The sequence below is a fragment of the Nonomuraea sp. NPDC050680 genome (genome assembly GCF_040654555.1).
In the GTDB taxonomy this organism is placed as follows: domain Bacteria; phylum Actinomycetota; class Actinomycetes; order Streptosporangiales; family Streptosporangiaceae; genus Nonomuraea.
Genome location: NZ_JBFAIF010000030.1, coordinates 1 through 25,711, shown reverse-complemented (window position 1 = coordinate 25,711; position 25,711 = coordinate 1). Strand labels below are relative to the sequence as shown.

The window sequence follows — 25,711 nt, the reverse complement described above, 5'->3', positions numbered from 1 at the left end:
TGAGGCGTCGCCGCGAGCCGGACGGAGCCTGCCCATGAACGGTTGGACCATCGTTGTGATCATCGTTGCCGCGGTGCTGCTGGTGCTCGCGCTGGCGGTACGGATCGTCAAGCAGTACGAACAGGGCGTGTTGTTCCGGCTGGGCCGGGTGCAGGGGGTGCGCGAACCGGGACTGCGGCTGATCATCCCGATCGTCGACGTGATGCGCCGGGTGTCGTTGCGGATCGTCACGATGCCGATCCAGTCGCAGGGCATCATCACCCGCGACAACGTCAGCGTCGACGTCTCGGCCGTCGCCTACTTCAAGGTGGTCGACGCCACCAAGTCGGTCGTGGCGATCGAGAACGTGCGCGCGGCGATCGACCAGATCGCCCAGACCACGCTGCGCAAGGTCGTCGGCCAGCACACCCTGGATGAGACGCTGTCGGAGACCGACCGCATCAACCTCGACATCCGCCAGATCCTCGACGTCACCACCGTCGCCTGGGGCGTGGAGGTGACCCTGGTGGAGCTGAAGGACATCCAGCTGCCCGAGACCATGAAGCGGGCCATGGCCAAGCAGGCCGAAGCCGAGCGGGAGAAGCGCGCCAAGATCATCAACGCCGAGGGCGAGCACCTGGCCGCAGCTGCGCTGGGCGAGGCCTCCGACATCATGATGGCCCACCCCCTGGCCCTGCAACTGCGCAACCTGCAGAGCCTGGTCGAGATCGGCGTGGACAAGAACACCACCGTCGTCTTCCCCGCCCCGCTGATGACCACCATCGCCGAACTCGGCACCTTCCTGGCCCGCGAAAAGGAAGCCGCTGCGGCTCCTGCCGCAGGCACCGGGGCAGATGCGGCGCCCGCGGCCAACGGGGCCATGCCCGTGGCCAGCAGCTGAGCCTGAAAGGCGAACACCACAAAGCCACTTCATGGTGACCGCCGGCCGCACCCTTGGCCAGGCCTGTCCACGCCCCGGCCAAGGCGGGCCCGTCAGGCCACCAGGGTGCACGTGGCCGGGCAGGCGCACTGCCCAGTGGTCGTGGTGCGGCCTCACCAAGAGGGTGCGTTCAGGGAGGTCGTGGTCGGCCTCGATTATTCGCCGGAGTGCGAGTCCGCACCTCTCTACGCGTTCGAGCAGGCGGAGCTGCGCGGCGCCACGCTCCGAGTGATTCACGCGTGGCAGCTGCCCGTGAACGCCTACGCGCCCGGGGTCCTCTACGACGCCGATGAGGTCGGCACCGCGCTGAAGACGGCCGCCGAGGCGATGCTGGCCAGGTTCAGACGGGACTATCCGAGCCTCAACGTGGTCGAGGACGTCCTCTACGCGCACAGCGCCGTCGCCGTGATCAGAACCTGAGAACGGGCCGCCGTACACGGATGCTGAAGGAAGTCAGGAGGCAAGCGATGTCCATCAACGTCAGGGACGTCACGGGACATGCCGCCATCGCCGTTCTCGAGGAGGCGTCGATCGCGGAGATCGTGGACGCCATGAACCACTTCGCGGTCGGAGCGGTCGCCCTCATCGACGTCGTCGGCCACCCGGTCGGCATCGTCTCCGAGTACGACCTGCTGGTCATGGAAGCCGACCCGGAATGGCGCGGTCACGCGGGGAAGGCGAGAAGCCGCCAGCCGTCACTGCGGCCAGACTCATGACCTCGCCCGTCATCACCGTGACGCCGGGCACGCCGATCCATAACGATGAGACTGCTGGTCCCGGTGTTCTCCTGGGCTATGGGCACGTGGGGTAGGTTGACCCGCTGCGTGGGCCTTGCCGAGGCCGCTGCCGTCCGTGAAGACAAGATGGCGTTCTGCGGCTCCGGCTACGTCGAGGCCCCCCTGGGCCGGCTGGGGCACCACTTTTTACCCGCTTCCCGCCGCGACGATGTTGAGCAGTTGCTGCCGCGCTCCGACTGGATGATCTGCCACGGAGGGCAGAACACGATCGTGCGGCCGTTGCGACACAGTGTCCCCCTGATCATGTTCCCTGGAGCGGTCGCCCTCCCCTCGGGACACTTCGTCACCGGTCCTCCGGCTGCCGGCCCCTCCAGAAGGGCGAGCAATGCGTACCGAAGCCCCGTCCAGGAAGTCTCCCCTGACGTTCTTCGCCCTGGTCTTCCTGCTCACCATCCCGTTCCTGGCTTTCCACGTGGTGAGCCAGGCGCAGATCCTGCCAGGTCTGCCACTGGCCGCGTTCGCGATCGTCTGCCCGGTCGTTGCCGCGATGATCCTGGAATATCGACGAGGCGGACCGGCGAGCGTAGGTGCGCTGCTGCGACGGTCGTTCGACTTCAGAAGGATCAAGGCGAAAGGGTGGTACGTCCCCGTCCTGGTGCTGTATCCCGCCGTACTGGTGGTGTCGTTCGTCTATCTTCGGCTGTCCGGGACATATGTGCCGGCTCCGCAGATCTCCGTGGTGTCGGCGCTGGCGCTGGGCGCAGGGTTCCTCGTGGGTGCCTTCTGCGAGGAACTCGGCTGGTCCGGGTACGCGGTCGAGTCGTTGCAGGAACGGTGGGGCGCGCCGGGAGCGGCTCTGATCGTGGGAACGGTGTGGGCCGTCTGGCATTGGGCCGCCTTGCTGCAGGCGCACCGTTCGGTGTCATGGATCGCCTGGTGGTCGCTGGCCACTGTGGCGGCACGGGTCATCATGGTGTGGCTGTACAACAACACTGGCAGGAGCGTCTTCACCATGGCGCTCTTCCACATGATCCTCAACCTCGGCTGGCAGTTGTTCCCCATCCAGGGGTCGTACTTCGATCAACCTTCGGTCGCGGTGATCATGGCCGTGGTGGCCATCGTCATCGCGGTGCTGTGGGAGCCGGGAACGCTGGAAAGGACCCGCTTCAGGCCGGTCGGCTGAGGACGACCATACCGGCCGACTCCGCGCCCTGATCTCTGCTGTCTGCGTCGCGTCGGCGCCGGCCGCGCCGTTCGACTCCACATGCATTCGTTCCAGCTGAGCGGCCGGACGGCACGTCCCGGCTCGTGGTTCCGGCCCACGCCGGCGATCTCCTCGCCGAGGCCGCTCAATCTCGTTGTTCGTTCACCGCTCCAGTGTCGAGCGCACCCCGTACGGTGACGATCACCGCCTGGTTGATGCGCGCCGCGAAGACTACCGGTCCATCCATGCCCGCTCCCACCGCAGGGCAGCACCAGGCGGGACGCCTCCTGCGAACACTCCGCTGGGCGCTGCGCGCCTGCACCGACACTGTATCTACTCGTGTGTCGCGGAGGCCGGGCGCCACGGCACATCATCCAGATGTGCCATATGACCCAAACGGTCGGAGGGACACCTCACGCGCGTTGCCCCTCCGCCCCGCGCCGTCGGGTTCAACACCAGACCACGCCCTTGCCGCGACCACCCGTCGCGCCATCCCGATCGGCCACGCACCGCCCGCCGGACGCGTGAGCGGCCAACCAGGGCAGCCAGCTGCTCGACGTCGGGACCAAGGTCCCCGGCATCGAGGACCTTCGCCAGGTACGCGGGGCGGCCGTCGGTGGTGCACTGGTGATCCCCCGACCGGAGGTTGTGGCCATGAACGAGACGGCGTGGGAACGGTGGGGAGCGGCCAGCGGGCTGGTCGCCGTCGCGGCCGGGGCGGCGGCACTGCTCTTCGAACGGGGCGCGGTCAGCCCGAACGATCCGGCCGACGAGATCGTGCGGTTCTTCGCCGCCAACGGCTCGGCTCAGCTCATGCAAAGCGTGCTATTCGTCATCGGCGCGGCCGCGCTGTTGTGGTTCATCTCCGGCCTGCGTGCCTTCCTGGCCGTCGCCGAAGGCGGCACAGGGCGATTGTCGATGCTCGTCTTCGGCGCGGGCATCACCCAGATCGTGCTCAACCTGATGGCCCAGGCCTTCCAGATCGGGGCCACCATGACCCCGCCGGAGCAGATGTCGGCCGGGCTGGTGGCCATGATGAACGCCACCTTCGCCCTGGCCAACGTCCCGCTGGCGGTCATGCTCGCCGCCGTCGCCGCCGTCTCGCTGCGCTACCTGGCCTTCCCGCGCTGGCTGGGATGGATAGCGGCCGCGGCGGCCGTCGCCTACGCACTGCTGTCGGTCAGTGTTGCCGTCGACAGCGGGCCGCTGGCCCCGGGAGGCGCCTTGAGCTATGTCCTGTATCCCTCGCTCGTGCTGTGGCAGGTACCCGCCGCCATCATCATGATCATACGGATCGGCCGCGGTGCCGCCGTCGAGCTCGCGCCGTCCGCCCTGCCGCCACACAGCTGAGGCCACCTCGGCTGGGCACCTCAGCGTTTCGGCCCAGGGTCAATCCCCAGCTGGCGAAGCCGGGCCGGCCTCAGTGACCGCCATCCCGGGGTGTCGAGCTCGGCCAGCCCCCGCCTCGACGTCGACCCCGACTACTAGCCTGGTCTTCGCCGTGCTGATCGGGCGCTTCCCTCAGATCACCGCCGTGCCCGGTCCCGGCTGGTTCACAAGCCCAGTTCCCGTAGCTGAGCCGGGCGCAGTGGTTGCCAGCCGTCACTCAGCTTGGCCAGCTCCGCCTCCACATCCACGTGGATCGCACCGAAGAAGTTGATATTGTCACTATGCCCGGGCGAGATGTGGGCAAGGACCTCGTCGGGGACGTCGCGGCCCTGGGCGCGCAGGCCAAGGACAGCTTTAGAATAATATTCCGTCGTCCACGTCACCACACAGTTGGTCAACACTGTCAGACACCACGCCTGTTCGGTCTGCTGGGACAGGTGCGGCTTGGTGACATTGCCCTGCTGGGCGTAGTGCAGATCACGGCGCAGCGCGTGCAGGCTCTCACCTTTATTGAGCTGCCGGGTGATCTTCCGCCGATACGCCGGGTCTGACAAATACTTCGCGGTGTGGATCGTACGGCGCAGCATCCCCCACTCCTTCAGCGCTGTGGCCAGGGTGTTCTGCCGGGAGGCCGCCGACCACTTGCCGACGATCAACGACGCGGTTGCCTGGCCGTACTTCAACGATCCCGACATCCGCAGCAGATCCGGCCAGCAGTCGGCGACCAGGGCCTCGTTCCACCGGGCGCCCAGCAGCGGCCCGGCGTGCGGATAGAGTCTGCCGATCTCGGTCGGGGTGTCGTCGCGGACCAAGGTGACCCGGGTCAAGTCCCGCATCCGCGGCGTCAGCGCCTTCCCTACCAGGTCAAACAGAGCAAAGTTAATGAGCGTGGCACCGTGGGTATCGGTCGCGTGTTCGACGATCGGCAGAATCGCCGCTCTTGCGGGCCTTGTCCAGGTAGTCGGCGTACCGGGTGGGTACGAACGAGGTCGGCGCGCCCTCGGGGACCTTACGGCCATTCGTGCGGTTTCAGCTCCTTCAACATCGCCACGGCCCGCATCAGCTCGCTCGTGCCCGGCCCGCCGTGGAAGTCGATCGCCGCCAGCACCAGTGGAGTGAACTGTCGCAGGTAGGAGTAGGAGGAGGCCATCTCCGACAACCGGCCGTGATCCTTGGGCAGCGCCTTCCACCCGCCCACGGTCACCTCCAGCAGCCGCCCCATCCCGATCCGCTCCCGCAACAACCCGCCGACCTGCTCATCGGGGACCCCCGGGTCGGCCAGCACCGGCAAGATCACCTGCAGCAGCAGTTGCCGGGCCTCGCCGGTCTTGGCCCGCTCCACCAGCGCCTCATCGGTCTTGGTCTTCGCCCGTGACTCGCGCGCCGAGATCGCCTGGTCGAACAACGCGACCACCTCATCGAGCTGGTCGATCGCGGCCTGCGCGACGAACGCCAGCAAGATCGGGTACCGGCGCTCCCGGCGCCGCTCCAACCCCTGGTTGGTGGACCGGCGCGCCACCTGGGCCAGAAACCGGCGCCGCTCGTTCGGCAGCATCGACAGGTCCAGCAGGTGCGCGTCCATCGCGCGCAGCCACGCCAGCTTGTCGATCGAGGTCTTCACCGCCGTCGCCGAGGCCTCCACCGCGGGTTTGGTCAGCCACTCCAACCGGGTGCACCCCAGCCCGGCATCGACCTGCAACAGCAGATCCAAATCCCAGCGCACCTGCTTGGTCAGCACGTGCGCCACCGTGTGCGAGGTCAGCTCGCCGGCCGCCGCCCGGGCCGTGCCGACCATCTTCGCCAACGCGATCGCCCCTGGCCGGATCACCTTCGCCGACATCAGATACTCGCGCGCCAGGTTGAACAACAACGTCGGGGAGTCGTGCTCCATCGCCCGGTCGGTCAGGAACTGCTCCAGTTCCTTCATCTCCTGGCTGCCGGTCGCGGCCTGTTTCCAACCCAGGTACCTGGCGACCTGGCTCACGTGGTCGGACCGGGTCTGGGCCCGCTGTCCGTATCCTTGCAGCGCCCCCGGGTGCAGGCCCAGCGCGGTCGCCAGCCGGGTTACCGCCACCGGCAGGGCCGACCGCACCTCATCGGGTACGAACCCGAGCCACGGCAGGGTCGCGACCATGACGGCCATCCCCGGCCGGTCCGCTGGGCCCCGCCCTGCCCCCGGGTCCACGAACGCCACGTCGCCGGCGTCAGCGTGAAGTGCTTGATCAACTCATCGCGGCCGACGCGCGCACAGCACCACGCCATCGATGGCCGGGTACTCCTCGGCGAGCATGTCGACGATGCGGCGGGTGTTCGAGACGAGGCTGAGGTCGACGCGAGCTGGTCTCCCCACCAGAGTCCGTCGGGGCGAGACGGCTGTGCCGCTCGGGGACTCTGACCAGCTCTATTAGCCCTTTCAAGCTTCCTGCCAGCACTGTCCACAGGGCGGCCCGGCCGGCAGCACCCCCGGGCAGCGACACGCGTGAGCGCGCCGTACAGGCGAGGTCTGTAACACACGACATAGCATGACCTGATGGGTAGTTCCCGGCTCTCCACAGATGCGCGGCAGCGGCGCAGTTCCGAGATGCGCGCATTCCTCCGATCGCGGCGAGCCCGGGTGACACCCGCTGACGTGGGCATGCCGGCAGGCGAGGGCCGCCGTACGCCCGGGCTGCGGCGAGAGGAGGTGGCGGTGCTCGCCGGCGTAGGAGTGTCCTGGTACACCTGGCTCGAGCAGGGACGCGACATCAACGTCTCCGCCGACGTCCTGGACGCCATCGCCAGGGTGCTGCGCCTGGAGCCCGCAGAACGCGAGCACCTGTACCTCCTCGCCGACCTCAACCCGCCGCAGGCGGCGCCGTCCGAAGGACGGGTCCCCGATGCCGTGCGGCGACTGCTGGAGGGCTGGCTGCCGCGGCCCGCGTACGTTATCGACCGGCACTGGAACGTCCTCGCGGTCAACCGCGCGACGGAGATCGTGTTCCAGTGCAACGAGTACGACCACAACTGCCTGGTCAGCTTCTTCACCAACGCCCGCTACCGCGCGGCGGTCGTGGACTGGCACGACGCGGCGCGAGCGATGATCGGCCTGTTCCGGGCGGACGCCGCCCGCTACCCGGATGATCCCGAATTCGGCCGCCTGGCCGCGGACATGTGCGCCGCCAGCCCCGCCTTCGCCGAGATCTGGGCGGAACTCCCCGTGGGCGGCCCCACTCACGGCACCAAGGCCCTGGAGATTCCCGGCCTGGGGACGCTGACCTTCGAGGCCACTACCCTGCCGCTGCCCGAACTGCCCGGCCACCGCCTATCGCTGCACACCCCCGCACCCGGGACGGGAACGAAGGCCCTGCTGGAGCGCTTGGTGGTGGTGTCAGACCCAGGTTCAGCCAACACTGCCGCGTAAGCTCGCACCGCTCGAGGATCGTCGGCATGGAGCGACTCACGAACAAAACAGTTTTGATCACCGGCGGCACCAGCGGCATCGGCTTCGCGACCGCGCGCAGACTCCTCGACGAGGGCGCGTACGTCGTCATCACCGGCCGCGACCAGGCCCGCCTCGACACCGCGGCAGAAGGCCTGGGCGGCGAGCGGGTACTGCCCGTCCGCGCGGACGTCAGCGTTGACGCCGACCTCGATCTCCTCATGCGGCGCGTCGAGACCTGGCGCAGTGCCCTCGACGCGGTCTTCGCCAATGCCGGAATTGCGGACTTCAGGCCAGAGTTCACCCCAAAGGACTTCGACCACACCGTCGGAATCAACTTCAAGGGCGTGTTCTTCACGATCCAAAAGGCGCTGCCGCTGATGGGCGACGGAGGCGCCGTCGTCATCAACGCCTCCTGGACCCTGCACCGCGGCCTCCCGGCGGCCTCGATCTACGCCGCCAGCAAGGCTGCCGTGCACAATCTCGCCCGCACGCTCGGCACCGACCTCGCGCCGCGTGGCATCCGCGTCAACTCCGTCAGCCCCGGCTACATCGAGACCGAGATGTACCGGTCCGCCATCGACCCCGACGCGGAGACCCGCATCACGGCGGAGGTGCCACTCGGCTCGCTCGGCCACCCGGACGATGTCGCCGCTGCCGTCGCCTTTCTGGTCTCGGACGACGCGTCGTACATCACCGGTCAGGACCTCGTCATCGACGGCGGCCTCGTGGGAGCGGCGCCCCTGGGGCTGCGTCTTTGACAGCCATACGACAGGCGTAGCAGCCCCACCGCTACGCCGCCTCGGCCAGGGTGCTGAAGTCGATCTCGAGCAGGCCGGGGTCGAAGTCGTCGGGACGTCGACGGGGTTGACGCTGGTGCTGTGGACACGGACGCGCACCTGTCCGGCTTGCGGCTCCGGCGGGGCGACGGTCTGTACGCTCGGCTCCTCTGGCCGGCCGTACCCGCGTATTCCACCGCGCGCGTCATCATCGGGCCGCCTCCGGGTCCACGATGACGACCAGCTTGCCACGGGTGTGCTCCTGCGCCAGGTCCTGGTAGGCGCGCGCCGCATCACTCAGGACATAGGTCCTGGTCGCTGGCTGGGGCAGCGTGCCGTCGAGCACGTGGGCGGCCAGGGAGTCCATGGTGCCGGGCCGAAGGTCGGTGGTGCCCATCACCGTGGTGACCGTCGGGTGGGTGGGTGTACCGGGGGTGGTGCTGAGCAGTCGTCCGCCGGGACGCAGTATCTGGGTTGCCGCGATGACCGCCTCGCCCGTCAGCGCGAGGTTCACCACCGCGTCCACGCCTTCGGGGTGGCGCCGCCGTACCCCCTTGATCAGGTCGCGCTCGCGGTAGTCGATCACGTCGGTGGCGCCCAGGCCCTGCATGTAGTCCCGGTCGGGCTCGGTGCCGCTGGCGATGACGGTGCACTGCCTGGCCAGCAGTGGCACGACGACGCTGCCGATGCCGCCGGGCGCGCCGATCACCAGGACCGTCTCGCGTGGCTGGAACCGTCCGCGATCGAGTACAGCGAGCGCGGTCATGCCGGTGCTGGGCAGCGCGGCCGCGGTGACCGCGCTGAGCTTCGACGGCCGCTTCGTCAGGTAAGGGCCGGCCTGAAAGGTCGCGTATTCGGCCAGCGCGCCGGAGGTGACGGCGGGGATGCCGACGCCGGCGGCGAACGACGGCGGTGCGCCGAAGCCGAACACCTCCTCGCCCACCTCGAACCCGTGCGTGCCGGGGCCGATCTTGGTCACCGTGCCGGCGACGTCGGTGCCGGGGACGAACGGGAAGTCCAGCGGGACCATCTCGCGTACCGTGCCCGCGGTCATCAGCAGGTCGGCGGGGTTGAGCGAGGCCGCGGCCACCCGGACTTGCAGCTGCCCTGGACCGGGCTCGGGAATCGGGAGGTCCTCGATGGCGAACGAGTCGGGCGTGCCATATCCGGGAACGACGAGAGCTTTCATGAGCATCCTTCCAAGGAGACAGGTTGTCTCTCAGCAGGCATGCTGTCCGTATTGATTCCGATCGACCAGTCTCATTACCGGAGTTCCGTCTCAATCTGGACAGGAGGCTCGAAATTGTCTCGGGAGAACGTCCGGGTTCGGCGTACCCGCACCCTGCTCAGGCAGGCGCTGGTCGAGCTCATCGAGGAGCATGGCTTCGAGCGGCTCACGGTCAGGCAGATCACCGAGCGAGCGATGGTCAGCAGGGCCGCCTTCTACCGCAACTACCGCGACAAGTACCAGCTCGTGGAGCAGATCTTCGACGAGGCCATGGGCGAACTGCTCGGCACCATGACCGACCACCCCGGCACGCCAGTGCTGGAGCGGTGGACCGGGTTCTTCGAGCACATCGACCATTACCACCGCCTCTACGGCGCGCTGCTGGGCAGCAACGGCAGCACCTGGTTCGCCCGCAGGATGCAGGCCACCCTCGCCGACATGACCGCCCAGCACCTGCCCATGGCGCCCGGCGACCTGGTCCCCACGCTCCTGGGAGGCATGTTCCTCCAGGCCATCATCTGGTGGCTGGACAGCGGCAGGCAGGTCCCAGCGCGAGAGATCGCCACCCGGACAGCCGAGCTGGCCTCGGCGCTCATCGCCAAGGCCGGCAACGACGGAGCATGAAGCCGCCATGCCGTCGTATCGCGGCTACGCGGCTCTCAGCACCACGACGACCGCGACCGTGAGTCTCGGGCAGCATGGCGGCGAGCTTGGCCCCGCCGCCGTAGTAGGTGATCGGGGGCAGCAGCACCACGCTCCGCCTACGCCGAGACCGGCTTGTCGGGGTCAAGGTGACGGTAGATCGTGGCGCGGCTGACGCCGAGCCGGTCGTACACCGCGACGGACCGCGAACCCAGGTCTCCCAGCCACCACCGCAGGTCAGGCAAATCCGCCCGATTTTCGGCGGATGCTACGGCGACCCCTCCCACTCGAAGCCGATCTGGGCCACCTCGGCCAGGGCAGTGGGCAATGCGAGATCTTCAGCTGTGTCCGTCACCCCGGAAGATTAAACGATCAATCAGCCGGCGCGGTCAGAATCCGAAGCGGAACATCCGATAGAAGTCTCTGGACGCGGGGAAGGTGTTCATGAGCCGGTATGTGATGCGGTAAACGCCTACCGGGATCCTCGCGAACAGCGAGGCGAAGGGGACGTCCTCGATATACCTGAATCGTGGATTCCACCGCTCGATCTCCCGGCGGTCTCGAATCGCCGTCCAGTAGGGCGGGTATCCTTTGCGGGCCAGACTCTTCGACATCCGCTGTGTCATACGAACGACCCATGGGGCGAATCCATCGAACAGCAATTCGCCGGTCCTGAAACGGTCGGTGAGCTGTTGGAGCAGGCGCTTGTTCTCGTTCTCGGTGAGGTACATCAGCAGCCCTTCGGCGATGACCAGCACCGGATTCTCCGTGGGAATCTCATCCAGCCACCTCGTTTCGGTGACCGACGAACCGATGGTGCGGTACCCGTCCGGCTCCGGATAGAGCTTACGGCGCAGGTCGATGACATCGGGGAGATCGACGTCGAACCAGCGGACACCGGCCGGCAGGTCGAGCCGGAATGCCCGGCTGTCCAGTCCGCAGCCCAGGTGCAGCACGACGGCGTCCGGATGCCGGCGGAGGAAATCGGCGGTCCATTCATCGAGCTGCTTGGCGCGCAGCGCCAGCATGAACCGGTTGCCCGCCCCGCCGCGCATCATCAGTTTGCTGAAGTCGTAGTCGATGCGATCCACGACTTCGGCCGCGACATGATCCCGGAGAATCGAATCCTTCGAACGACTTTCCCATGCCCTTAGATACAGGGTGGTGAGCATGGTTTGCTCCACGCCGGTGAAGTCGACCTTCTCCTTCATCGTCCTCTCCTTTTCGCCGCGCGGTAGTCCGCCCACCGCCGCATGAATTCGTCGTGGACCTCGGTGGCGGAGAACGCGCAGAAGTCGCGGAGCTCTTCGAGAGCGTCCCGTTGTTCGGGGCGGTCCTCCCCGATCACCGACAGCCCGAACTCAGCCGCCTCCGCACCGGCCCCCATGCGATCCAGCTGGACCTGCAGCACCCGGGTGAAACCGCCGGGTGTGATCCGGTAGCGGTGCTCGCGGGTCGATGAGGGCAGCCGCTCCACCAGGCCGCCTTCCTGCATGGGCCGGATGACGGTGCTGATCGACGGCTTGCTCACTCCGAGCGCGGCCGCCAGTTCGGTCAGCGACTGCTGCGGCGGATCACAGATCATCAGCCAGCCGTAGATCCGTCCCATCGTCCGGGGGCCGCCCACCATCTCGAAGAACAGCCCGAGCCGGTCGACGAACGCGGCCTCGTCCGGGGAGATCTCGGTCACCGCATTTACCGCCTATATAGCATCGATCGTTAAGAAGAATCTTAACGAACTATACGCGCTTGGCGCCGGAGCTGACAGGGCACGCGGCCTACAGGCTCCCGAGTTTTTTCAGTGCCTGCTCAGATGCCGAGCCCGGCACGGCGGCGAACAGGTCCAGCCCGCAGCACGACGGCTCGTCGGGCAGCGTGATGAGCTCGCCGTGCAGGGTCAGTTCGCCCACGACCGGGTGGTGCAGCACGTACGTCCGGGACCGCAGCCGCGGACCCCGAGGCCGCCGCCAGCCCGCGCACCGTCAAGCCCTCCGATCCGCCGTCGGCCACCAGCCGCTCAGCGACATCCAGCAACTGATCGAGATCATGAGTGCGAGGGCGGGCCCTGCTGCTACCTAACGTGGTTTCGTGCCAAGGGGAATGTGCCGTGAGCGCGGCACAAATATGTCGCATCACGCCCGGCGGGCTGACCACCACCTCCACGACACCGCACCTCGAATCGGGTGTGGTGCGGCCGGGCTCAGGCGACTGCGACGATTTGCTTCAGGGCCGCCGCGTGGCGCTGGAAGTTCTGCCGCCCCAACGGCGTCAGCTGTACGTACATTCGCCCGTACCCCATCGCCGAACCATTGCGTGTCGAGACGTAGCCGGCCTCCGCCAAGGCCGAAATCTCCTTGCGCAACGCCGAGTCACCAGTCTTGATCATGTCTCCCAGGAAGCCGACTTCCACCCAGGTGGCGGGGGCCAGCAGCGCCACGATCGACAGCCGGACCGGGACGTGCAGGAACTCGTGGAAGAACGGGTTCATCGGCCGCCCCTGTGGTTCCCGTTGAAGGAGTCGGCTGTAGATGCGACGGACCAGGGGATTGGTCGCCATGCCGGCGACCACCGTCGCCGCAGCGGCGATGGTGGCGGGGATGGGCAGAGCGAGCGCCCAGGTGGTGATCCGAAAGCCAATGAAGGCCAGTATGAAACCAGCACTCCATCCCGCGGCGACCACGAGTTCGGGTCCGGCGAATTTCCCCTGGATGGGAGACCTGCTGTGCAAGAGGAGCAGCGTCACCGCGGCCGCGCCGCATCCGATCATGCGGGCGGAGTTGGCCCATGGCTCCGGGAGATCGAACGATGCGAACTCGAGAAAGAGCAGCAGCATGCCGATGACGAAGGGAAGGGCGAAGCTTTGGCGGATGAGTGCATCGTGGGTTTTGCCCTGGAAGCGACGAATGTCGTCGAGCGCGAATCGGGCGTTGTGCGGGATCATGACCGGTCCTCGAAGACTGGAAGGACACCGGTGCCGATACGGCCGGCCCATGAGAACGAGGACATGCGCAACTCCTGCATCGGCAACGGAAGGGCGAGAGCATACGCATTATAGAGCATATGCTCTATAATGAGAGCCGTCCGCCCGCCGACTGCTGGCGTTCCGTTTCTGGCCGGACGCTCGCGCACCGCAGCGGACTGTGCCGACGCCGATGAGGTCGAGCGCCTCCCCTCCCCAACGGAGCGAACCGTGCGGAGTCGGCTCCCAGTCGCCGTATCGCCTCATCGGCAGTGATTCCCGCGACCAGCGTCAGGTAGGACCGAAACTCGACTGCGCGACAAGGCGCCGTGGCAAGATCCGTCGCATGTACGGCTCTTACTACTGGACGCACCCGCGTTTCTCCGACGAGAGGCTGATGTCCGCCTGTGCTGCCCTTCAGGCCGACGTCGCGGAAACCTGGCGGGGGTCGATCAGCCCGTTCCTCACGCTCCTGCGGAGCGGCGACCAGGCCGCGCTCGGAATCGCGCTGGATGTGTACCAGCGCTCCGGCGCGCTCAGCCGGTTCGGGGGAGACCCGTTGTACGGGGAGCACCAGGCCGAGGCCCTGCAGGCCGCGCGTGAACTTCTCCGGCAGCCGCCCTCACCCGCAGACATGAGCCCGTACACCGGCGCAGGCGCGAACCACGCCAGCGCCCTCAACGCGATGATGAACATCGCCGAGGAACAGGACTGCGACCTGATCGCGGATGCTCTGGAGCAGACCACGAACCCCGCGGTCGTCGAAGCGGCGGCCAGCGCCGCGGACGCCGCATCCTTCCACACCGATGGCCCTCCTCACCCCCGCCTCCTCGCACTCGTCGCCGCCTACATCGACGACGCCGACCATCCGCTCGACCTGCGTGTCCGGATGCTCTCGGCTCTCGGGCGCTCCCAGGCGTCCGAGGCCACGGAGCACCTTCTGCGGGCCCTCGACCGACCTGAGGTGGAGATCCAGATACAGGCCGCCATCGGCCTGGCCAACGGCGACCGTCTGGAATCCCACCGCGAAATCCTGGAACGCGTCGCGGCTTCCTGGCCACGCAACACCCTCTACATGGCCGAGGAGGTACGGCGGACACTGGCGGGCGAAGACGACTGACAGTGATCACATTTCCGGCAAGGTTCCGATGACCTCGTCCAGGAGAAATAACCACTCGGTGAACAACGTATAAACAAGATCGCCGACGCGTTCGAGCACGCATTCCCGGACGAACTCGACCCGATCACCGCATCGGCCGCGGTGGGCGCGATGATGGGCGCCGTCCAAGCGACCGGGCTCACGAGCCAGAGCTTGGGCCAGTCAGAGGAGGAGTCCGTAGCGTCAATGCGTCACATCATCGACCTGACCATGCGTGGTCTGAATTCCCTGTGATCATCTATGACATCTGATCCGGCAGGCGGCTCGCCCCGCCTCGCCCTGGATCGCCTAGGATCGCCCAGGACGAGCGTCTACGCAGGATCGTCAAGAGGACTGAACGTTGCCTGACGCGGCACTGGTGGCCCACGGTCTGGCGGCCGGTCATCCGCCGATTCCGATGCCAAGCGGGCAGGCGACGCTCTCGACGGAGCCATCGGGGTGCTGGAACTCGCACCCGCTCTTACTACCACCGTCCCAGAAGCCGATGAAGAAGACCACGCCGATGGAGCCGACCCGGTAAAGAACCGGCGACGGTACAACCCGTGTGGCCTGGGCATTGCATGGACGAACTGGCAGGACGGGCAGGGCATCCCCGACCGCCTTCATTTCCGCGTCCCGCAGCTCAGTCGCTTATAAACGTACGCATTTCCGTCGCACGGCCACCTTCGGTGACGGCTTCGCGTAGCGCCTGCGCGGGCCCTTCCGGCAGCCGTGTCACACCACCACCGCGTCAGGGTTGTTCCGGCGCTCGCGGGACGAGCAGTCCCCGGTTGAACGCCTCGGTGACGGCGGCGGCGCGGTCGCCGACGCCGAGCTTGCCGTAGATGTTCAGCAGGTGGGATTTAACCGTGGCCTCGGTGATGAACAGCTGCGCCGCCGCCTCCCGGTTCGTGCCACCGGCCGCCACCAACTGGAGCACTTCGAGCTCCCGCTGACTGAGCGACCCCGAGGGGGAGGAGCGTACGCGGCTCATGAGCAGGGCCGCCGCCGACGGCGCGAGAACCGCCTCGCCCCGAGCCGTCGCCCGGACCGCTCGCAGGAGCTCGTCACGGGGAGCGTCTTTCAGCAGGTAGCCGGTGGCACCCGCCTCGATCGCGGGCAACACGTGGCTGTCGGTGTCGTACGTGGTGAGCACCAGCACGCGCGCCCCGCTCCCGCCCCCGGCCAGCGCCCTGGTCGCGCTCACGCCGTCCACGCCGGGCATCCGCAGATCCATGAGGACCACGTCCGGCCGCAGGGTCTCGGCGAGCCGGACCGCCTCGGCTCCGTCAGCGGCCTCACCGACCACCTCGAAGTCCGGATCGCGCGCGAACATACTGCTCAAGCCGTCTCTGACCACCGGATGATCGTCGACGACCAGCAGTCTGATCACGGCATCCGAGCGGCTCATGACTCCGCCCGCTCGACGGGGACGCGGGCCGAGATCCCTGTGCCGTGGCCGGGCTCCGACTCGACCTGCAGCGTGCCTGACAGGCCCTCGATCCGCTGGCGCATCGCGACCAGCCCGAATCCGAGATGAGCCGTACGAGGGCCATCGGCGTCACCGTCCCCAAGCCGGGCCGGATCGAAGCCGCCGCCGTCCCCGAGCCGGGCCGGGTCGAAGCCGCCGCCGTCCCCGAGCCGGGCCGGGTCGAAGCCGCCGCCGTCCCCGAGCCGGGCCGGGTCGAAGCCGCCGCCGCCGTCCCTAAGCCGGGCCGGATGGAAGCCGGCGCCGTCATCGCCCACGTCCAGAGCCACCTCGTGTTCCATCCGGGCCGGATCGAAGCCGCCGCCATCCCCGAGCCGGGCCGGGTCGAAGCCCGCGCCGTCGTCGCGCACGTCCAGAGCCACCTCGTATTCCATGTACGACAGTGTCACCCCCGCCCGGGTCGCCCGCGCGTGCTTGGCCACGTTGGTCAACGCCTCCTGCGCGATTCTGAGCAGCGCGACCTCGACCTCCGGGCCCATCGGCCGGACCGTGCCGGTCGTCGTCACCTGGACCGGGATCTCGTGCAGTGCCGACCAGCGGCTGGCCACGCTCGCCAGCGCCTCGCTCAGCCGCGCCGTCCGCAGCGGCTCAGGACGCAGCGCATCCACCGATCGCCGCGCCTCTGACAGGCTCTCCCCGGCCAGCCTGGTCGCGGCCTCGATGTGCCGGCGCCATTCCGCCGGGTCGTCGCCGGCGTGCTCGGCCGCGTGCAGTTGGGTGATGATGCCAGTGAGACCCTGCGCCAGGGTGTCGTGGATCTCCCGCGCCATCCGCCGCCGCTCGTCGTGCACGCCGGCCCGCCTGGCCTGCGCCAGTAACTGCTCGTGCAGGGCCGCGTTCTCCGTCAGCGTCGTCTCCAGCCTGCGGTTCGCTTCGCGCGCCTCCTCCAGCGCCCGCTTGCGCTCGTCGTTCTGCTGGGCGCCGCGCCGAGCGAACCAGGCGAAGCCACACATAGGAATCACATTCGCGGCCATGACGGCGACGTACGTGATCAGCCCCACGGGCGTGGTCTTGTCCACGTCGTACGCCTGCGCCGTGCCCGCCACCATAGCCACCCCCGCGACGCCGACCGGTTCCCACGGCCAGGGCAGGACCCGGAAGGCGTAGAGATAAGCGGCGGGGGTGAAGAACCCGAACCACGAGTCCCTGACCACCAGAATCGCCATGAGCAGGATCAGCACGGTGAAGAACACGGCCATCACCGTTTCGCGCTCGCGCCAGGCGGGACGGAGCGTGAAGACCCCCAGAATCCACGCCGCCATCAGCGCGCACAGGACCAGGTCGATGAGCAGGGAGGCGCCCGCCGAGCGCTTGATGGCCACGGTGACACCGGCCAGGAGCGCCAGCAACGCGTACGGCCCGACGGTCACCAACACGGGCCACCGTACCGCTGGATCGCTCATCCGAGTCCTCCTCCTCAACTGTCGCTGATCCCCAGCGCAGAATCTAACCTCGATGTCGGTGCGTCCTGACGCCGCCAACCTCCACGTCGGCACGTGCCGACCCGGCCAGCCTCCACGTCGGCACGTCCCGACCCGGTTCAGCCCGCCTGAGGAGGTTCTATGGCCAGGGCGTGCCGGAAGACGTTGCGTGGGTCCCACCGGGCCTTCACCCGTTGGAGGCGTGGGTAGTTGTCCTTGTAGTAGAGAGTGTGCGCGGGCACCCCTGAGGTGTTCCACGCCGGGTCGGCCAGGTCGGCATCCGGGTAGTTGATGTAGGAGCCGTCGTTGACCTCGCCGGGGACGGGCACGCCGCCGGTGTCGGTGTAAACGTCGTGGTAGAGGCCACGGACCCAGGCGAGGTTGGCCTTGTCCTCCTTTTCGTCTTCCCAGATCGTCTGGTAGACGGCCTTCATGACCACGTCTCGCTGGGCGATCGCGGTGGCCCCTGGCGCTACCGCGCGGACCTGACCGCCGTAGCCGATGAGCAGCATGCCGGCGTTGGGGCCGCCGGTGGAGTTGGTCAGGTTGCGGTGAATGGCCGCGAGTTGGCTCTCGGTGAACGATCGTCGCAGGTAGCCGGCCTTGATCTTGTAGCGCCGGGTGAGCACGTCACCCGGCTCGCCGGTGCCCGGCCAGGTCATCCGGTGCAACCAGGGCATCGTCCGCCGGATGTCGAGCGCCGCTTTGAGGTCGACGCCGGCGGTCACCGCGGACGCGAAGCCGGTCACCATGCTGTCGGCGTGGGGGAGGTCCGCGTCGATCTGCGCGACCAGCATGATGGTTCCGCCGGCGCGGTGCGACAGCTGGAGGATCCCGTACAGCCCGGCGTACGGAGAGCCGGGCGCGCTGTTGCGCTCATGCCAGGTGCCGAAGTTGCGCAGCAGTCCGGTGAGCGCCTGCTCGGTCATGTGCTCCCATGACCAGATGACCACGTGCTGCAACATCCGCTGCGGCGCCGCAGGCAGCAGCTGGGACGGGTCGGTGCCGGCGACGCCGGGGGAGCGCAGCCAGTAGCGGGTGACCACGCCGAAGTTGCCGCCGCCACCGCCGGTGTGCGCCCACCACAGGTCGCGGTGCGGGTCGTCGGGCTCGCGGGTGGCGACCACCGCGCGGGCGGTGCCGTCGCGGTCGACCACCACGACCTCCACGCCGTACAGGTGATCCACCACCGAGCCGTACCGCCGGGACAGTGGTCCGTATCCGCCGCCCGCGAAGTGCCCACCAGCACCCACCTCCGGGCACCCGCCCCCAGGGATCGTCACGCCCCAGCCTTTGAGCAGCGTCCGGTACACGTGACCGAGGGTGGCTCCAGGTTGCACGGCGAACGCCCGCCGACCGGCGTCATAGCCGACCGCGTCCATCGGAGAGAGGTCCAGCAGCATTCGCACCGCCGGATCGGCGGTGAAGTTCTCGAAGCAGTGGCCGCCACTGCGCACCGCGACCCGCCGGCCGGACCGCACCGCCTCCGACACCGCGCGCACCACCTGATCGGTGGACCCGACCACGCGGATCTCCTCCGGCCGGCCGACAAACCGGAAGTTGTTGCCTCGCAACAGGTTGTCGTAGCGAGAGTCACCCGGACGTACGGTCACCGGTCCGAATGCCGCCGCGTCCGCGTCCGCTCCCGCCGCGACCGGCTCCGCCGCGTCCGATTGCGCCAACGCCGCATCGGCGCCCCACATGTCGGCCGCCACGGTGCCCGCCGCCGTGCCCGCTGCGGTGATCGCCACGGCACCCGCACCGGCGAGCAGCCCGCGACGACTCACCGTTCCGCCGTCCGTAAGGCTCGTACGCCCGTCGCTCACGTCTGCCATGTGGCTCGCCCCTTTCCGATTGGAGGTCGTCAGCGTCTCAAGCCGGCAGCAGGGCACACATCAACCCGTGGCATGAATCAGCGGCTCAACCCTCCGCCCCACCGAACGGCTGATCCGCCCCACCGATCGGCTGACCGGCAGCCGGCGGCCTCGCAGAGCATCCACGACATGCTCTGCCAGAGCTGGGGCGGCATCGTACGGATCTTCCCCGCCATCCCCTCTACCTGGTCCGACGTCGCCCTGCACGACTTCAGGACGCAGGGCGCCTTTCTCGTCTCCGCGGTACGCCAGGCGGGCACGACCCGCTTCATCAGAGTCAGAAGCCTGGCGGGGGAGCCGCTGCGAATCAAGCACGGCCTGCCCGGCAAGCCCGTGGCGGTGCTGGACAACGGCCGTCCCGCCCACGTCAAAGATCTCGGCGACGGCATCCTGGAGATCACCCTCGGCCGGAACAGCGAGGTGCTCCTCTACACCGGCGCGCGCCCCAAGCTGACCATCGCACCGGTGAAGGCCGAGCCCGCCGAGGAGCTGCCCGCTGCCGGGCCGCTCGCGTACGAGGGTCTGACCTTCGCCTTCCCCGCCTACGCCGACGGCGCCAAGAACAACGTCACCGCCAAGGGCCAGACCATCACCGTCCCGCCGGGCACGTACGCCAAGGCGCGGCTGCTGGGCGCCGCGAGCTCCGGCGTCGTCTCCGTCACCCTGATCGCCACCTACACCGACGGCTCCGCCGCCGAGGTGCCGTTCTCCATGCCCGACTGGGGCGGCCAGGCCGGCGCGGGCATCACCGAGCTCCTGCGCTGCACCCACCGGCATGGCCGCGCCGGCCAGAACGCGCTCAAGGTCGGCCTCTTCATCGTCCAGGCGGTCCTCGACCCCGCCAAGGAGCTGCGCTCGCTCACCCTGCCCACGCTGACCAAACCCCAGCTCCACCTGTTCGCGCTCTCCCTGGCGGGCCGCCGATGACCGGGTGACCCGCCGTGCCATCGCCGCGGTCGTTGGAGGCTGAGACGATCGATGACGCGCTCGATCTGTTCGCGCTGCTGATGGCCTCGCGACTGATCTTGCCGGCGCGCCGCAAGTCCTCTGGCGAGCGGTTGGCGATGTTGCCGAAGCTGGAGAAAGCCTCCAGGCGAGAGAATTGAGACAGTCAAGATGGCAGTCGCACTTCATGGCGGCTGGCAACATCCGTCACTGCAGGTAGCCGTGTCAGTTATCGGCGGGTGTTTGTGCCACTGGTTGTCCTTGAGGAGTTGTTGTGTGCGGGTGAGGAATGCCTGGCGGACCTCTTCTGGGTGCAGTATCTGGAGCGGTCGGCCGAGGCTGAGCAGGTAGCGGGCCAGGCCGTCGGCGTCTGGCCCACCGATGTCGATGATCGTGGCGTCATCGCCGTCCGGGTGGTGGACGCCGACCGTTGGTGGTACCAGCCTGCGGGCCTCATCGGCCGGTACAGCCAGCCGGATGGTCACCCGCGCCGGGTAGGGCCTCAGCGCGATGCCCGTGCTGACCATCTGTGCTGGATCTGGCGGGTCAGGCAGGGCAGTGGCCTGCCCGGTGGCTGTGGCATCGATGATGCGATCGGTACGGAAAGTGCGCCAGTCCTGCCGCGTCAGGTCGTAGGCGAGGAGATACCAGCGGCGGCCGGTGTAGATGAGCCGGTAGGGGTCCACCCGGCGGGTGGACGTCGTTCCGGCCCGGTCGCGGTAGGTCAACTGGGTGCGTTCGCCTCGCCGGCACGCGGTGGCCAGGTCGAGCAGCAGCGCGGGGGAGATCTGGCTGTCGTCGGGTCGTGCGGTGTGGGTGAACGCGGCGTCCAGCTCGCCGAGCCGGTCGGCGATCCTGGCCGGCAGCACCTGGCGTAGTTTCAGCAGCGCCGACAGGGCTGCCTGATCGCTGCCGGAGACTCCGCTGAAGGCGGCGGTGCGCAGCCCGACAGCGACCGCGAGGGCCTCCTCCTCGTCAAGGATCAGTGGCGGAATGCTGGTTCCGGGCCCGAGGTGGTAGCCGCCCCATGGGCCCATCTCCGATTCGATGCCGTAGCCGAGTTCACGTAGCCGGGCGATGTCCCGGCGAACCGTCCGTTCGGCGACCTCCAGCTGGGCGGAAAGATCAGCGCACGTCCAGGACGATCGCGTTGACAGCAAAGACAGCAGCCGCAGCAGCCGCGCCGAGGTGTTGACCATGGCCAATAGTCTGCTCAATAACCAGGACCGTTTCTGACCGGGTCATACCGTAACGTCGCCGGCATGACCGAGAACCTCTCGGCCGAAAAGTCCATGACGACGACGATGATCTCCGCCAAGGTGCGTTAGATAACGGGCCTGGATGGGCGCACGTAACCGACGAGGGGCAGGACCCATGGAAGCACGCATGAAGAGGGTGGCGAATCCCGACGTGATCACAGCGATCCAGCATCTCCACAACCACACGATCCGGGAACAGGCCGGCAGGACCTGGTGAAGGCGGGCGGGCGTCATCCGTGCAGAGGCTGCGGTGGCGACGTGTGACGTGATCGGCCGGCTCCACCGCTGACCGATCCAGCGCCACTTCCGGCAGGCCCCCGTCCTGGGCACCCACCTTCGGGTGACCGCCGATAACCATTCCTTTGATGATCATCAGGGGCGCATGACAATGAGCAACGAACTACCGGAACTGACCGTTACCGATGCCCGAGACTGGCGTGAGTGGCTCAGCAGGCACCACGACAGCTCGGCAGGGGTGTGGCTGGTCCTCGCCAAGCAGAACGCGACCCGGCCCACCAGCCTGACCTATGACCAGGCGCTCGACGAAGCCCTGTGCCACGGCTGGATCGATGGTCGGCTACGACGGCGGGATGAGATCACCTTCTGCCGGCGCTTCACCCCTCGCGGAAAGCAAAGTCCCTGGTCAGCGCGGAACGTTTCCATCGTCACCCGTCTGATCAGCGAGGACCGGATGCATCCGGCCGGAATGACCGAGGTCGAACGCGCCAAGGCCGACGGCCGCTGGGACACGGCCTACGCGGGACAAGCCGGCATCGAGGTACCAGCCGACCTGGCCGCCGCATTGGCCGCGAAACCCCAGGCACAAGCGATGTTCGACATCCTCACCTCCCAAAACCGCTACGCCGTTCTCTATCGGATCGCGAACGCCAAACGCGCCGAGACCCGAGCCCGCCGTATCACCCAGTTCGTTGACATGCTCGCCCGCGGCGAGGCGATCCACCCACAAAAGCGCGCCCTCGGCAGTTGAATGCGGGCCCACTCCTCTCCCCGCCTCGCTCCTCCAAGCCCACACACATGGCGGCTCGGCGTTCGGCCAGACCCGGAACCTTCCCCAGCCCCCCAAGAACCCGCCACGGGCGCAGGCTCGGCTCAACAGAGGTGCCGCCGGGTGTTCCACGCGTGCGCCCGAACGGTCACGAGCTGGAGAGCGAACCCGCACCTGATGTGCCGGCCACGATGCCCCTTGATGAGGGCCATGTCCTCGTTGTAAGGCTCGCCGACCAGCGGGAACCCCGCCCACTCAGCCTGTCACCTCGCGGGCGAAGTGCGGTTCCGCCGCTTCCAGTCGTGGTACCGAGATGCCCAGCCGTCGTGCTTCGGCGAGGGTGTCCCGGCAGACCTCACGCGGCTCCTCGGCGTCAGGGTCGGAGTGCGCCGTGAGGCTCACGCGCGCGGGCGCGACATGAGCGGTCAGCCAGGCGAGCACGGGCGCCGTCAGCCAGGTGGGCGCCCGGAACGGCAGCACACCGCCCCGGTGCCGTCGCAGGTCGAGGCCGCGCGCCTGGAGGAGCGGCAGCAGTTCGCGGCCGGCCAGCAGCGCCTCGCGCAGGTCGCCCGTTGCCCCGGCCAGTTGGGACAGGGATCCCAGCCGCAGGCCCTGCGAGAACATGCCGGCATCCGACGCGAAATGGACCCACAGCCAGCCGCGGAAGTCAGGCCGCTCCTTGATCCGGAGCCCGGCCTCGCGAAACGCCTGACGCACGGCCCGCTCCCGGTCGGCCGGGGGCTGGCCAAGGGTGCCGAAGATGACCGACGGCAGCAGCGCCCCACGGAGCACGCCGTCCGCGTCGAAACCGCCACCGGCCTGGGGAAAGCCCCAGGCGATCTGGTCGACGGGGAGTGCGCCGATGGCGGCGAGCGGCTCGGTCCAGATGTTCCCGAAGACCAGCACCGTGGCCTGGCCGACACGCGGGGACAGAAAGGCCGTCGCCTCCGCGAGGCGGTGGTGCGGCACGCTGAGCACGATCAGGTCGAAGTCGTGGTCCGGCTCCAGCGCCTCGCGGTAGCGCACCGGCCACTTCTCGACGACGCGCTGCCCCCACACCCGGCGCCGCATATCGAACAGGTCGAGGTCCACCGCGTCCCCGTACGTCGCCGCGCGGCCCGGCCGGACGTAGAACTCGACGTCATGTCCCGCCTGTTGCAGGGCCCAGCCGTAGACAGTGGCGATCACGCCTCGGCCGAACATCAGGATCTTCACGCTGCACCTCGTGGGGTACGATCGATTTGGAGGTTATCTCCACTTGCCAAAATATGGAGGTCATCTCCACTTGTCAACGGGGGGGTAGCGCATGACCGCCGCCAAGCCGCTGCGTGCCGACGCCCAGCGCAACCGCGAGGCCTTGCTCGCCAAGGCCCGGGAGGTCTTCGACGCCGGAGGCTTCTTCGACCTGCGCTTCGATGATTTCGCCCGTCTGGCGGGTGTGGGCACGGGCACGCTGTACCGCCACTTCCCCACCCGGGAGGCGCTGGCCGAGGCGGTCTACCACGGGGAGGTCGCCGCGCTGTGCGACCGCGCCCGCCAATTGCAGGCCACGCTGCCCGCGGAGGAGGCCTTGGCGGCCTTCCTGCGTGGCATGGTCGGCTACATGGATGCCCACCAGGGCCTCGCCCGGACGCTGGCCACGCTCATGGCCACCGGCTCGGGTGCGCTCGCCGAGGGCAGTCGGGCGCTGGAGCAGGCTGTCACGGACCTGGTGGCCGCCGCCGTGAAGGACGGCGCCGTCCGCGACGACGTAGGTGCCGGTGCCGTCATGATGGCGCTGCATGGCATCGGTGCGGCCCATGACCGCCCCGGTTGGCGGGCCGAGGCCGACGGTGTCATCACCCTCGTGCTGGACGGGCTGCGCCGGTCATGCTCAGGCGACAGTCAGCGCGAGCACGAGCAGGAAAGTGTCGGTGAGTTGAAGTGAGAACACCTTTCTGACCAGGGAAAATGGGACGTGTCTAGGGTGCCGGGCGACAATGGCGCGCGCGGGCGCGAAGGTTCGCGGCCCCGTTGCAGGAGGCAATCGAGCGGCACGTGGCCGGCCCGCAGGTGACGCCGCTGCCGGCATTGAGCCGGAGGAGTCGCTGAGGCCAGGGCGGTCCTGCCGTACGACCTGCCACGGGTGCACCCCCAGCCGCCCGAACCGAAGCGGTGGCGCAGCACCAGCACATTCGGCCGGGCGAGCGTTCAGCTGCTCGGTCTGGATGATCACGGTCGAGCAGCGGGCGTTCACCATCCACCGCATCATCCACGGGCCAGAGACCTCCAGGTAGCGCGGTCACACCATGGCGATCGGGCCGAGGTAGGTCCCGCCCGAGACGTCGATGGTCTGGCCGCTCACCCATCGGCCCTGCGGGCCCGCCAGGAAGCCGACGACGTCCGCGACGTCCTCGGGCTCGCCGAGCCGCCCGAGCGCGGTGATCGCTTCGATCCCGGCGACCACCTCGGGGATGGAGGAGTAGCCCGCGGTCATGTCGGTCCGCACCGCGCCGGGCGCGACCGTGTTCACCGTGATGCCGCGCCCGCCGAGCTCGTTGGCCAGGGACGGGGCCATCGACTCCAGTGCCGCCTTGCTGATGGTGTAACCGATCTGCGTGGAGACCGCGAAGCGGCTGGCGGTCGAGCCCATGTTGATGATGCGGCCGCCGTCGTTCAGCAGCGGCAGGGCGCGCTGGATCACGAAGAACGGCGTGCTGACGTTGATCGTGAGCAACCTGCCGAACTCCTCCGGCGTGACCTGCGCGATCGGGTTGGCCGAGGCGATGCCCGCGTTGTTGACCAGGATGTCCAGGCCGCCGCCTGCCAGGCCCTCGGCCAGGCCCTCGAACAGGCGGTCCACCGAGCCATCGTCGCCGAACCGGGCCTGCACCGCGAACGCCCGGCCGCCTGCCTGCTCGATCCGCGCCACCGTCTGCTTGGCCGCGTCGTCGTTGCCGCCATAGTGGACGGCGACCAGTGCGCCTTCGGCGGCCAGTCGCAGCGCGACCGCCCGGCCGATTCCGCGCGATCCTCCGGTCACCAGCGCGGTCTTGCCGGTCAGACTGTTCATCTCTGCTCCTCCTTCAGCGGCCGGCCCTCGGCGGATCCGGCGATGACTCAACAGTGACGGCGGTGACTCACCGCACGCTCACCGACGGCTCACCGGCTGAGCAGCGCTCCGGGTGGGGTGGGACCGCGTACCGCTGAGCGGTCCCACCCGACGACCTGACCTAGAAGTCCATGTCTCCGCCGCCGGGCATGCCAGCGGGAGCGGCAGGGTTCTTCTCGGGCTTCTCGGCGATGACCGCCTCGGTGGTGAGGA

28 protein-coding genes are annotated in these 25,711 nt (G+C 68.3%); 13 read left to right on the top strand and 15 right to left on the bottom strand.

Annotated elements, in window-relative coordinates; translation table 11 throughout:
- The first annotated feature begins 34 nt into the window (after positions 1-34).
- The 5 genes from AB0H88_RS47745 (at position 35) to AB0H88_RS47725 (ending at position 4,210) form a co-directional block, all read left to right on the top strand.
- Positions 35-880 carry a slipin family protein gene (locus AB0H88_RS47745; RefSeq protein ID WP_357656243.1) on the top strand — a complete coding sequence of 282 codons (846 nt, stop codon included), beginning with the start codon at positions 35-37 and terminating at the stop codon, positions 878-880.
- A 180-nt stretch (positions 881-1,060) separates the two neighbouring features.
- The gene (locus tag AB0H88_RS47740; protein ID WP_357656242.1) at positions 1,061-1,339 is read left to right on the top strand and encodes a universal stress protein; all 279 of its coding nucleotides are present in this window, start codon (positions 1,061-1,063) and stop codon (positions 1,337-1,339) included.
- A 47-nt stretch (positions 1,340-1,386) separates the two neighbouring features.
- Entirely contained in the window at positions 1,387-1,635 is a 249-nt protein-coding gene (locus AB0H88_RS47735) for a CBS domain-containing protein (protein ID WP_357656240.1), read from the top strand.
- Between the two features lie 406 nt (positions 1,636-2,041).
- Positions 2,042-2,839, top strand: coding sequence for a CPBP family intramembrane glutamic endopeptidase (locus AB0H88_RS47730; RefSeq protein WP_357656239.1), 798 nt, complete (start codon positions 2,042-2,044; stop codon positions 2,837-2,839).
- Between the two features lie 675 nt (positions 2,840-3,514).
- Positions 3,515-4,210 (top strand): hypothetical protein, encoded by a 696-nt coding sequence (locus AB0H88_RS47725; protein WP_357656237.1) that lies wholly within the window; start codon positions 3,515-3,517, stop codon positions 4,208-4,210.
- A 203-nt stretch (positions 4,211-4,413) separates the two neighbouring features.
- On the opposite strand, the gene AB0H88_RS47720 is transcribed toward AB0H88_RS47725, so the two are convergent.
- The 3 genes from AB0H88_RS47720 to AB0H88_RS47710 form a co-directional block, all read right to left on the bottom strand.
- A complete protein-coding gene (locus AB0H88_RS47720) occupies positions 4,414-5,268 on the bottom strand; it encodes a Tn3 family transposase (protein WP_357656235.1) in 855 nt (284 codons plus the stop codon).
- On the bottom strand, positions 5,259-6,392 hold the full coding sequence (locus AB0H88_RS47715; protein WP_357656234.1) for a DUF4158 domain-containing protein: 1,134 nt from the start codon (positions 6,390-6,392) through the stop codon (positions 5,259-5,261). Before AB0H88_RS47715 ends, AB0H88_RS47720 begins: the two co-directional genes overlap by 10 nt.
- 84 nt (positions 6,393-6,476) lie before the next feature.
- Positions 6,477-6,599, bottom strand: coding sequence for a hypothetical protein (locus AB0H88_RS47710; RefSeq protein WP_357656232.1), 123 nt, complete (start codon positions 6,597-6,599; stop codon positions 6,477-6,479).
- 180 nt (positions 6,600-6,779) lie between these two features.
- On the opposite strand from AB0H88_RS47710, the gene AB0H88_RS47705 reads away from it, so the two are divergent.
- Complete coding sequence (locus tag AB0H88_RS47705; protein WP_357656230.1) at positions 6,780-7,649, top strand: helix-turn-helix transcriptional regulator; 870 nt, start codon at positions 6,780-6,782, stop codon at positions 7,647-7,649.
- 26 nt (positions 7,650-7,675) lie between these two features.
- Positions 7,676-8,428, top strand: a complete 753-nt coding sequence (locus AB0H88_RS47700; RefSeq protein WP_357656228.1) for an SDR family oxidoreductase — start codon at positions 7,676-7,678, stop codon at positions 8,426-8,428.
- A 226-nt stretch (positions 8,429-8,654) separates the two neighbouring features.
- Here AB0H88_RS47700 and AB0H88_RS47695 read toward each other — a convergent pair whose 3' ends face one another.
- Complete coding sequence (locus AB0H88_RS47695; RefSeq protein WP_357656226.1) at positions 8,655-9,635, bottom strand: NADP-dependent oxidoreductase; 981 nt, start codon at positions 9,633-9,635, stop codon at positions 8,655-8,657.
- Between the two features lie 114 nt (positions 9,636-9,749).
- Here AB0H88_RS47695 and AB0H88_RS47690 point away from each other — a divergent pair, with 114 nt between their 5' ends.
- Positions 9,750-10,298 (top strand): TetR/AcrR family transcriptional regulator, encoded by a 549-nt coding sequence (locus AB0H88_RS47690; RefSeq protein ID WP_357656224.1) that lies wholly within the window; start codon positions 9,750-9,752, stop codon positions 10,296-10,298.
- A 137-nt stretch (positions 10,299-10,435) separates the two neighbouring features.
- Here AB0H88_RS47690 and AB0H88_RS47685 read toward each other — a convergent pair whose 3' ends face one another.
- From AB0H88_RS47685 to AB0H88_RS47665, 5 genes are all read right to left on the bottom strand, one after another.
- Positions 10,436-10,561, bottom strand: coding sequence for a hypothetical protein (locus AB0H88_RS47685; protein ID WP_357656222.1), 126 nt, complete (start codon positions 10,559-10,561; stop codon positions 10,436-10,438).
- A gap of 144 nt (positions 10,562-10,705) precedes the next feature.
- Positions 10,706-11,527 (bottom strand): class I SAM-dependent methyltransferase, encoded by an 822-nt coding sequence (locus AB0H88_RS47680; RefSeq protein WP_357656220.1) that lies wholly within the window; start codon positions 11,525-11,527, stop codon positions 10,706-10,708.
- Positions 11,524-12,006: a MarR family transcriptional regulator gene (locus AB0H88_RS47675; RefSeq protein ID WP_357656218.1), complete on the bottom strand. Its 483-nt coding sequence runs from the start codon at positions 12,004-12,006 to the stop codon at positions 11,524-11,526. Before AB0H88_RS47675 ends, AB0H88_RS47680 begins: the two co-directional genes overlap by 4 nt.
- An 88-nt stretch (positions 12,007-12,094) precedes the next feature.
- Positions 12,095-12,226 (bottom strand): hypothetical protein, encoded by a 132-nt coding sequence (locus AB0H88_RS47670; RefSeq protein WP_357656216.1) that lies wholly within the window; start codon positions 12,224-12,226, stop codon positions 12,095-12,097.
- Positions 12,227-12,516: 290 nt separating this feature from the next.
- The gene (locus tag AB0H88_RS47665) at positions 12,517-13,257 is read right to left on the bottom strand and encodes a transcriptional regulator (RefSeq protein WP_357656214.1); all 741 of its coding nucleotides are present in this window, start codon (positions 13,255-13,257) and stop codon (positions 12,517-12,519) included.
- Between the two features lie 364 nt (positions 13,258-13,621).
- Between AB0H88_RS47665 and AB0H88_RS47660 the strand changes: the two genes are divergently transcribed.
- Positions 13,622-14,395 (top strand): hypothetical protein, encoded by a 774-nt coding sequence (locus AB0H88_RS47660; protein ID WP_357656212.1) that lies wholly within the window; start codon positions 13,622-13,624, stop codon positions 14,393-14,395.
- A 769-nt stretch (positions 14,396-15,164) separates the two neighbouring features.
- Here AB0H88_RS47660 and AB0H88_RS47655 read toward each other — a convergent pair.
- From AB0H88_RS47655 to AB0H88_RS47645, 3 genes are all read right to left on the bottom strand, one after another.
- A complete protein-coding gene (locus AB0H88_RS47655; RefSeq protein ID WP_357656211.1) occupies positions 15,165-15,824 on the bottom strand; it encodes a response regulator transcription factor in 660 nt (219 codons plus the stop codon).
- Positions 15,821-17,305 (bottom strand): sensor histidine kinase, encoded by a 1,485-nt coding sequence (locus tag AB0H88_RS47650; protein WP_357656210.1) that lies wholly within the window; start codon positions 17,303-17,305, stop codon positions 15,821-15,823. The genes AB0H88_RS47655 and AB0H88_RS47650 overlap by 4 nt, the downstream gene beginning before the upstream one ends.
- 137 nt (positions 17,306-17,442) lie before the next feature.
- Positions 17,443-19,158 carry an FAD-binding protein gene (locus AB0H88_RS47645; protein WP_357656209.1) on the bottom strand — a complete coding sequence of 572 codons (1,716 nt, stop codon included), beginning with the start codon at positions 19,156-19,158 and terminating at the stop codon, positions 17,443-17,445.
- A gap of 168 nt (positions 19,159-19,326) precedes the next feature.
- Between AB0H88_RS47645 and AB0H88_RS47640 the strand changes: the two genes are divergently transcribed.
- Positions 19,327-20,124 carry a glycoside hydrolase family 95-like protein gene (locus AB0H88_RS47640; RefSeq protein ID WP_357656208.1) on the top strand — a complete coding sequence of 266 codons (798 nt, stop codon included), beginning with the start codon at positions 19,327-19,329 and terminating at the stop codon, positions 20,122-20,124.
- Positions 20,125-20,156: 32 nt separating this feature from the next.
- On the top strand, positions 20,157-20,303 hold the full coding sequence (locus AB0H88_RS47635) for a hypothetical protein (RefSeq protein ID WP_357656207.1): 147 nt from the start codon (positions 20,157-20,159) through the stop codon (positions 20,301-20,303).
- A gap of 24 nt (positions 20,304-20,327) precedes the next feature.
- Here AB0H88_RS47635 and AB0H88_RS47630 read toward each other — a convergent pair whose 3' ends face one another.
- Positions 20,328-21,341, bottom strand: coding sequence for a YafY family protein (locus tag AB0H88_RS47630; RefSeq protein WP_357656205.1), 1,014 nt, complete (start codon positions 21,339-21,341; stop codon positions 20,328-20,330).
- A gap of 400 nt (positions 21,342-21,741) precedes the next feature.
- Between AB0H88_RS47630 and AB0H88_RS47625 the strand changes: the two genes are divergently transcribed.
- A complete protein-coding gene (locus tag AB0H88_RS47625) occupies positions 21,742-22,389 on the top strand; it encodes a YdeI/OmpD-associated family protein (protein ID WP_357656203.1) in 648 nt (215 codons plus the stop codon).
- Positions 22,390-22,662: 273 nt separating this feature from the next.
- On the opposite strand, the gene AB0H88_RS47620 is transcribed toward AB0H88_RS47625, so the two are convergent.
- Entirely contained in the window at positions 22,663-23,622 is a 960-nt protein-coding gene (locus tag AB0H88_RS47620; RefSeq protein ID WP_357656201.1) for a 2-dehydropantoate 2-reductase N-terminal domain-containing protein, read from the bottom strand.
- A gap of 91 nt (positions 23,623-23,713) precedes the next feature.
- On the opposite strand from AB0H88_RS47620, the gene AB0H88_RS47615 reads away from it, so the two are divergent.
- Complete coding sequence (locus AB0H88_RS47615) at positions 23,714-24,334, top strand: TetR/AcrR family transcriptional regulator (protein ID WP_357656199.1); 621 nt, start codon at positions 23,714-23,716, stop codon at positions 24,332-24,334.
- A 354-nt stretch (positions 24,335-24,688) separates the two neighbouring features.
- On the opposite strand, the gene AB0H88_RS47610 is transcribed toward AB0H88_RS47615, so the two are convergent.
- Positions 24,689-25,459 (bottom strand): SDR family oxidoreductase, encoded by a 771-nt coding sequence (locus AB0H88_RS47610; RefSeq protein ID WP_357656198.1) that lies wholly within the window; start codon positions 25,457-25,459, stop codon positions 24,689-24,691.
- Positions 25,460-25,711 lie beyond the last annotated feature (252 nt).

What these genes read in the sequence shown, in the direction of transcription:
- AB0H88_RS47640 (WP_357656208.1), top strand. Translation starts at nt 19,327, where the DNA reads ATGCTCTGCCAGAGCTGGGGCGGCATCGTACGGATCTTCCCCGCCATC.
- AB0H88_RS47680 (WP_357656220.1), bottom strand. Translation starts at nt 11,527, where the DNA reads ATGAAGGAGAAGGTCGACTTCACCGGCGTGGAGCAAACCATGCTCACC.
- AB0H88_RS47715 (WP_357656234.1), bottom strand. Translation starts at nt 6,392, where the DNA reads ATGGCCGTCATGGTCGCGACCCTGCCGTGGCTCGGGTTCGTACCCGAT.
- AB0H88_RS47730 (WP_357656239.1), top strand. Translation starts at nt 2,042, where the DNA reads ATGCGTACCGAAGCCCCGTCCAGGAAGTCTCCCCTGACGTTCTTCGCC.
- AB0H88_RS47695 (WP_357656226.1), bottom strand. Translation starts at nt 9,635, where the DNA reads ATGAAAGCTCTCGTCGTTCCCGGATATGGCACGCCCGACTCGTTCGCC.
- AB0H88_RS47610 (WP_357656198.1), bottom strand. Translation starts at nt 25,459, where the DNA reads ATGAACAGTCTGACCGGCAAGACCGCGCTGGTGACCGGAGGATCGCGC.
- AB0H88_RS47720 (WP_357656235.1), bottom strand. Translation starts at nt 5,268, where the DNA reads ATGGCCGTAAGGTCCCCGAGGGCGCGCCGACCTCGTTCGTACCCACCC.
- AB0H88_RS47655 (WP_357656211.1), bottom strand. Translation starts at nt 15,824, where the DNA reads ATGAGCCGCTCGGATGCCGTGATCAGACTGCTGGTCGTCGACGATCAT.
- AB0H88_RS47725 (WP_357656237.1), top strand. Translation starts at nt 3,515, where the DNA reads ATGAACGAGACGGCGTGGGAACGGTGGGGAGCGGCCAGCGGGCTGGTC.
- AB0H88_RS47705 (WP_357656230.1), top strand. Translation starts at nt 6,780, where the DNA reads ATGGGTAGTTCCCGGCTCTCCACAGATGCGCGGCAGCGGCGCAGTTCC.
- AB0H88_RS47745 (WP_357656243.1), top strand. Translation starts at nt 35, where the DNA reads ATGAACGGTTGGACCATCGTTGTGATCATCGTTGCCGCGGTGCTGCTG.
- AB0H88_RS47735 (WP_357656240.1), top strand. Translation starts at nt 1,387, where the DNA reads ATGTCCATCAACGTCAGGGACGTCACGGGACATGCCGCCATCGCCGTT.
- AB0H88_RS47630 (WP_357656205.1), bottom strand. Translation starts at nt 21,341, where the DNA reads ATGGTCAACACCTCGGCGCGGCTGCTGCGGCTGCTGTCTTTGCTGTCA.
- AB0H88_RS47650 (WP_357656210.1), bottom strand. Translation starts at nt 17,305, where the DNA reads ATGAGCGATCCAGCGGTACGGTGGCCCGTGTTGGTGACCGTCGGGCCG.
- AB0H88_RS47700 (WP_357656228.1), top strand. Translation starts at nt 7,676, where the DNA reads ATGGAGCGACTCACGAACAAAACAGTTTTGATCACCGGCGGCACCAGC.
- AB0H88_RS47645 (WP_357656209.1), bottom strand. Translation starts at nt 19,158, where the DNA reads ATGGCAGACGTGAGCGACGGGCGTACGAGCCTTACGGACGGCGGAACG.
- AB0H88_RS47615 (WP_357656199.1), top strand. Translation starts at nt 23,714, where the DNA reads ATGACCGCCGCCAAGCCGCTGCGTGCCGACGCCCAGCGCAACCGCGAG.
- AB0H88_RS47660 (WP_357656212.1), top strand. Translation starts at nt 13,622, where the DNA reads ATGTACGGCTCTTACTACTGGACGCACCCGCGTTTCTCCGACGAGAGG.
- AB0H88_RS47665 (WP_357656214.1), bottom strand. Translation starts at nt 13,257, where the DNA reads ATGATCCCGCACAACGCCCGATTCGCGCTCGACGACATTCGTCGCTTC.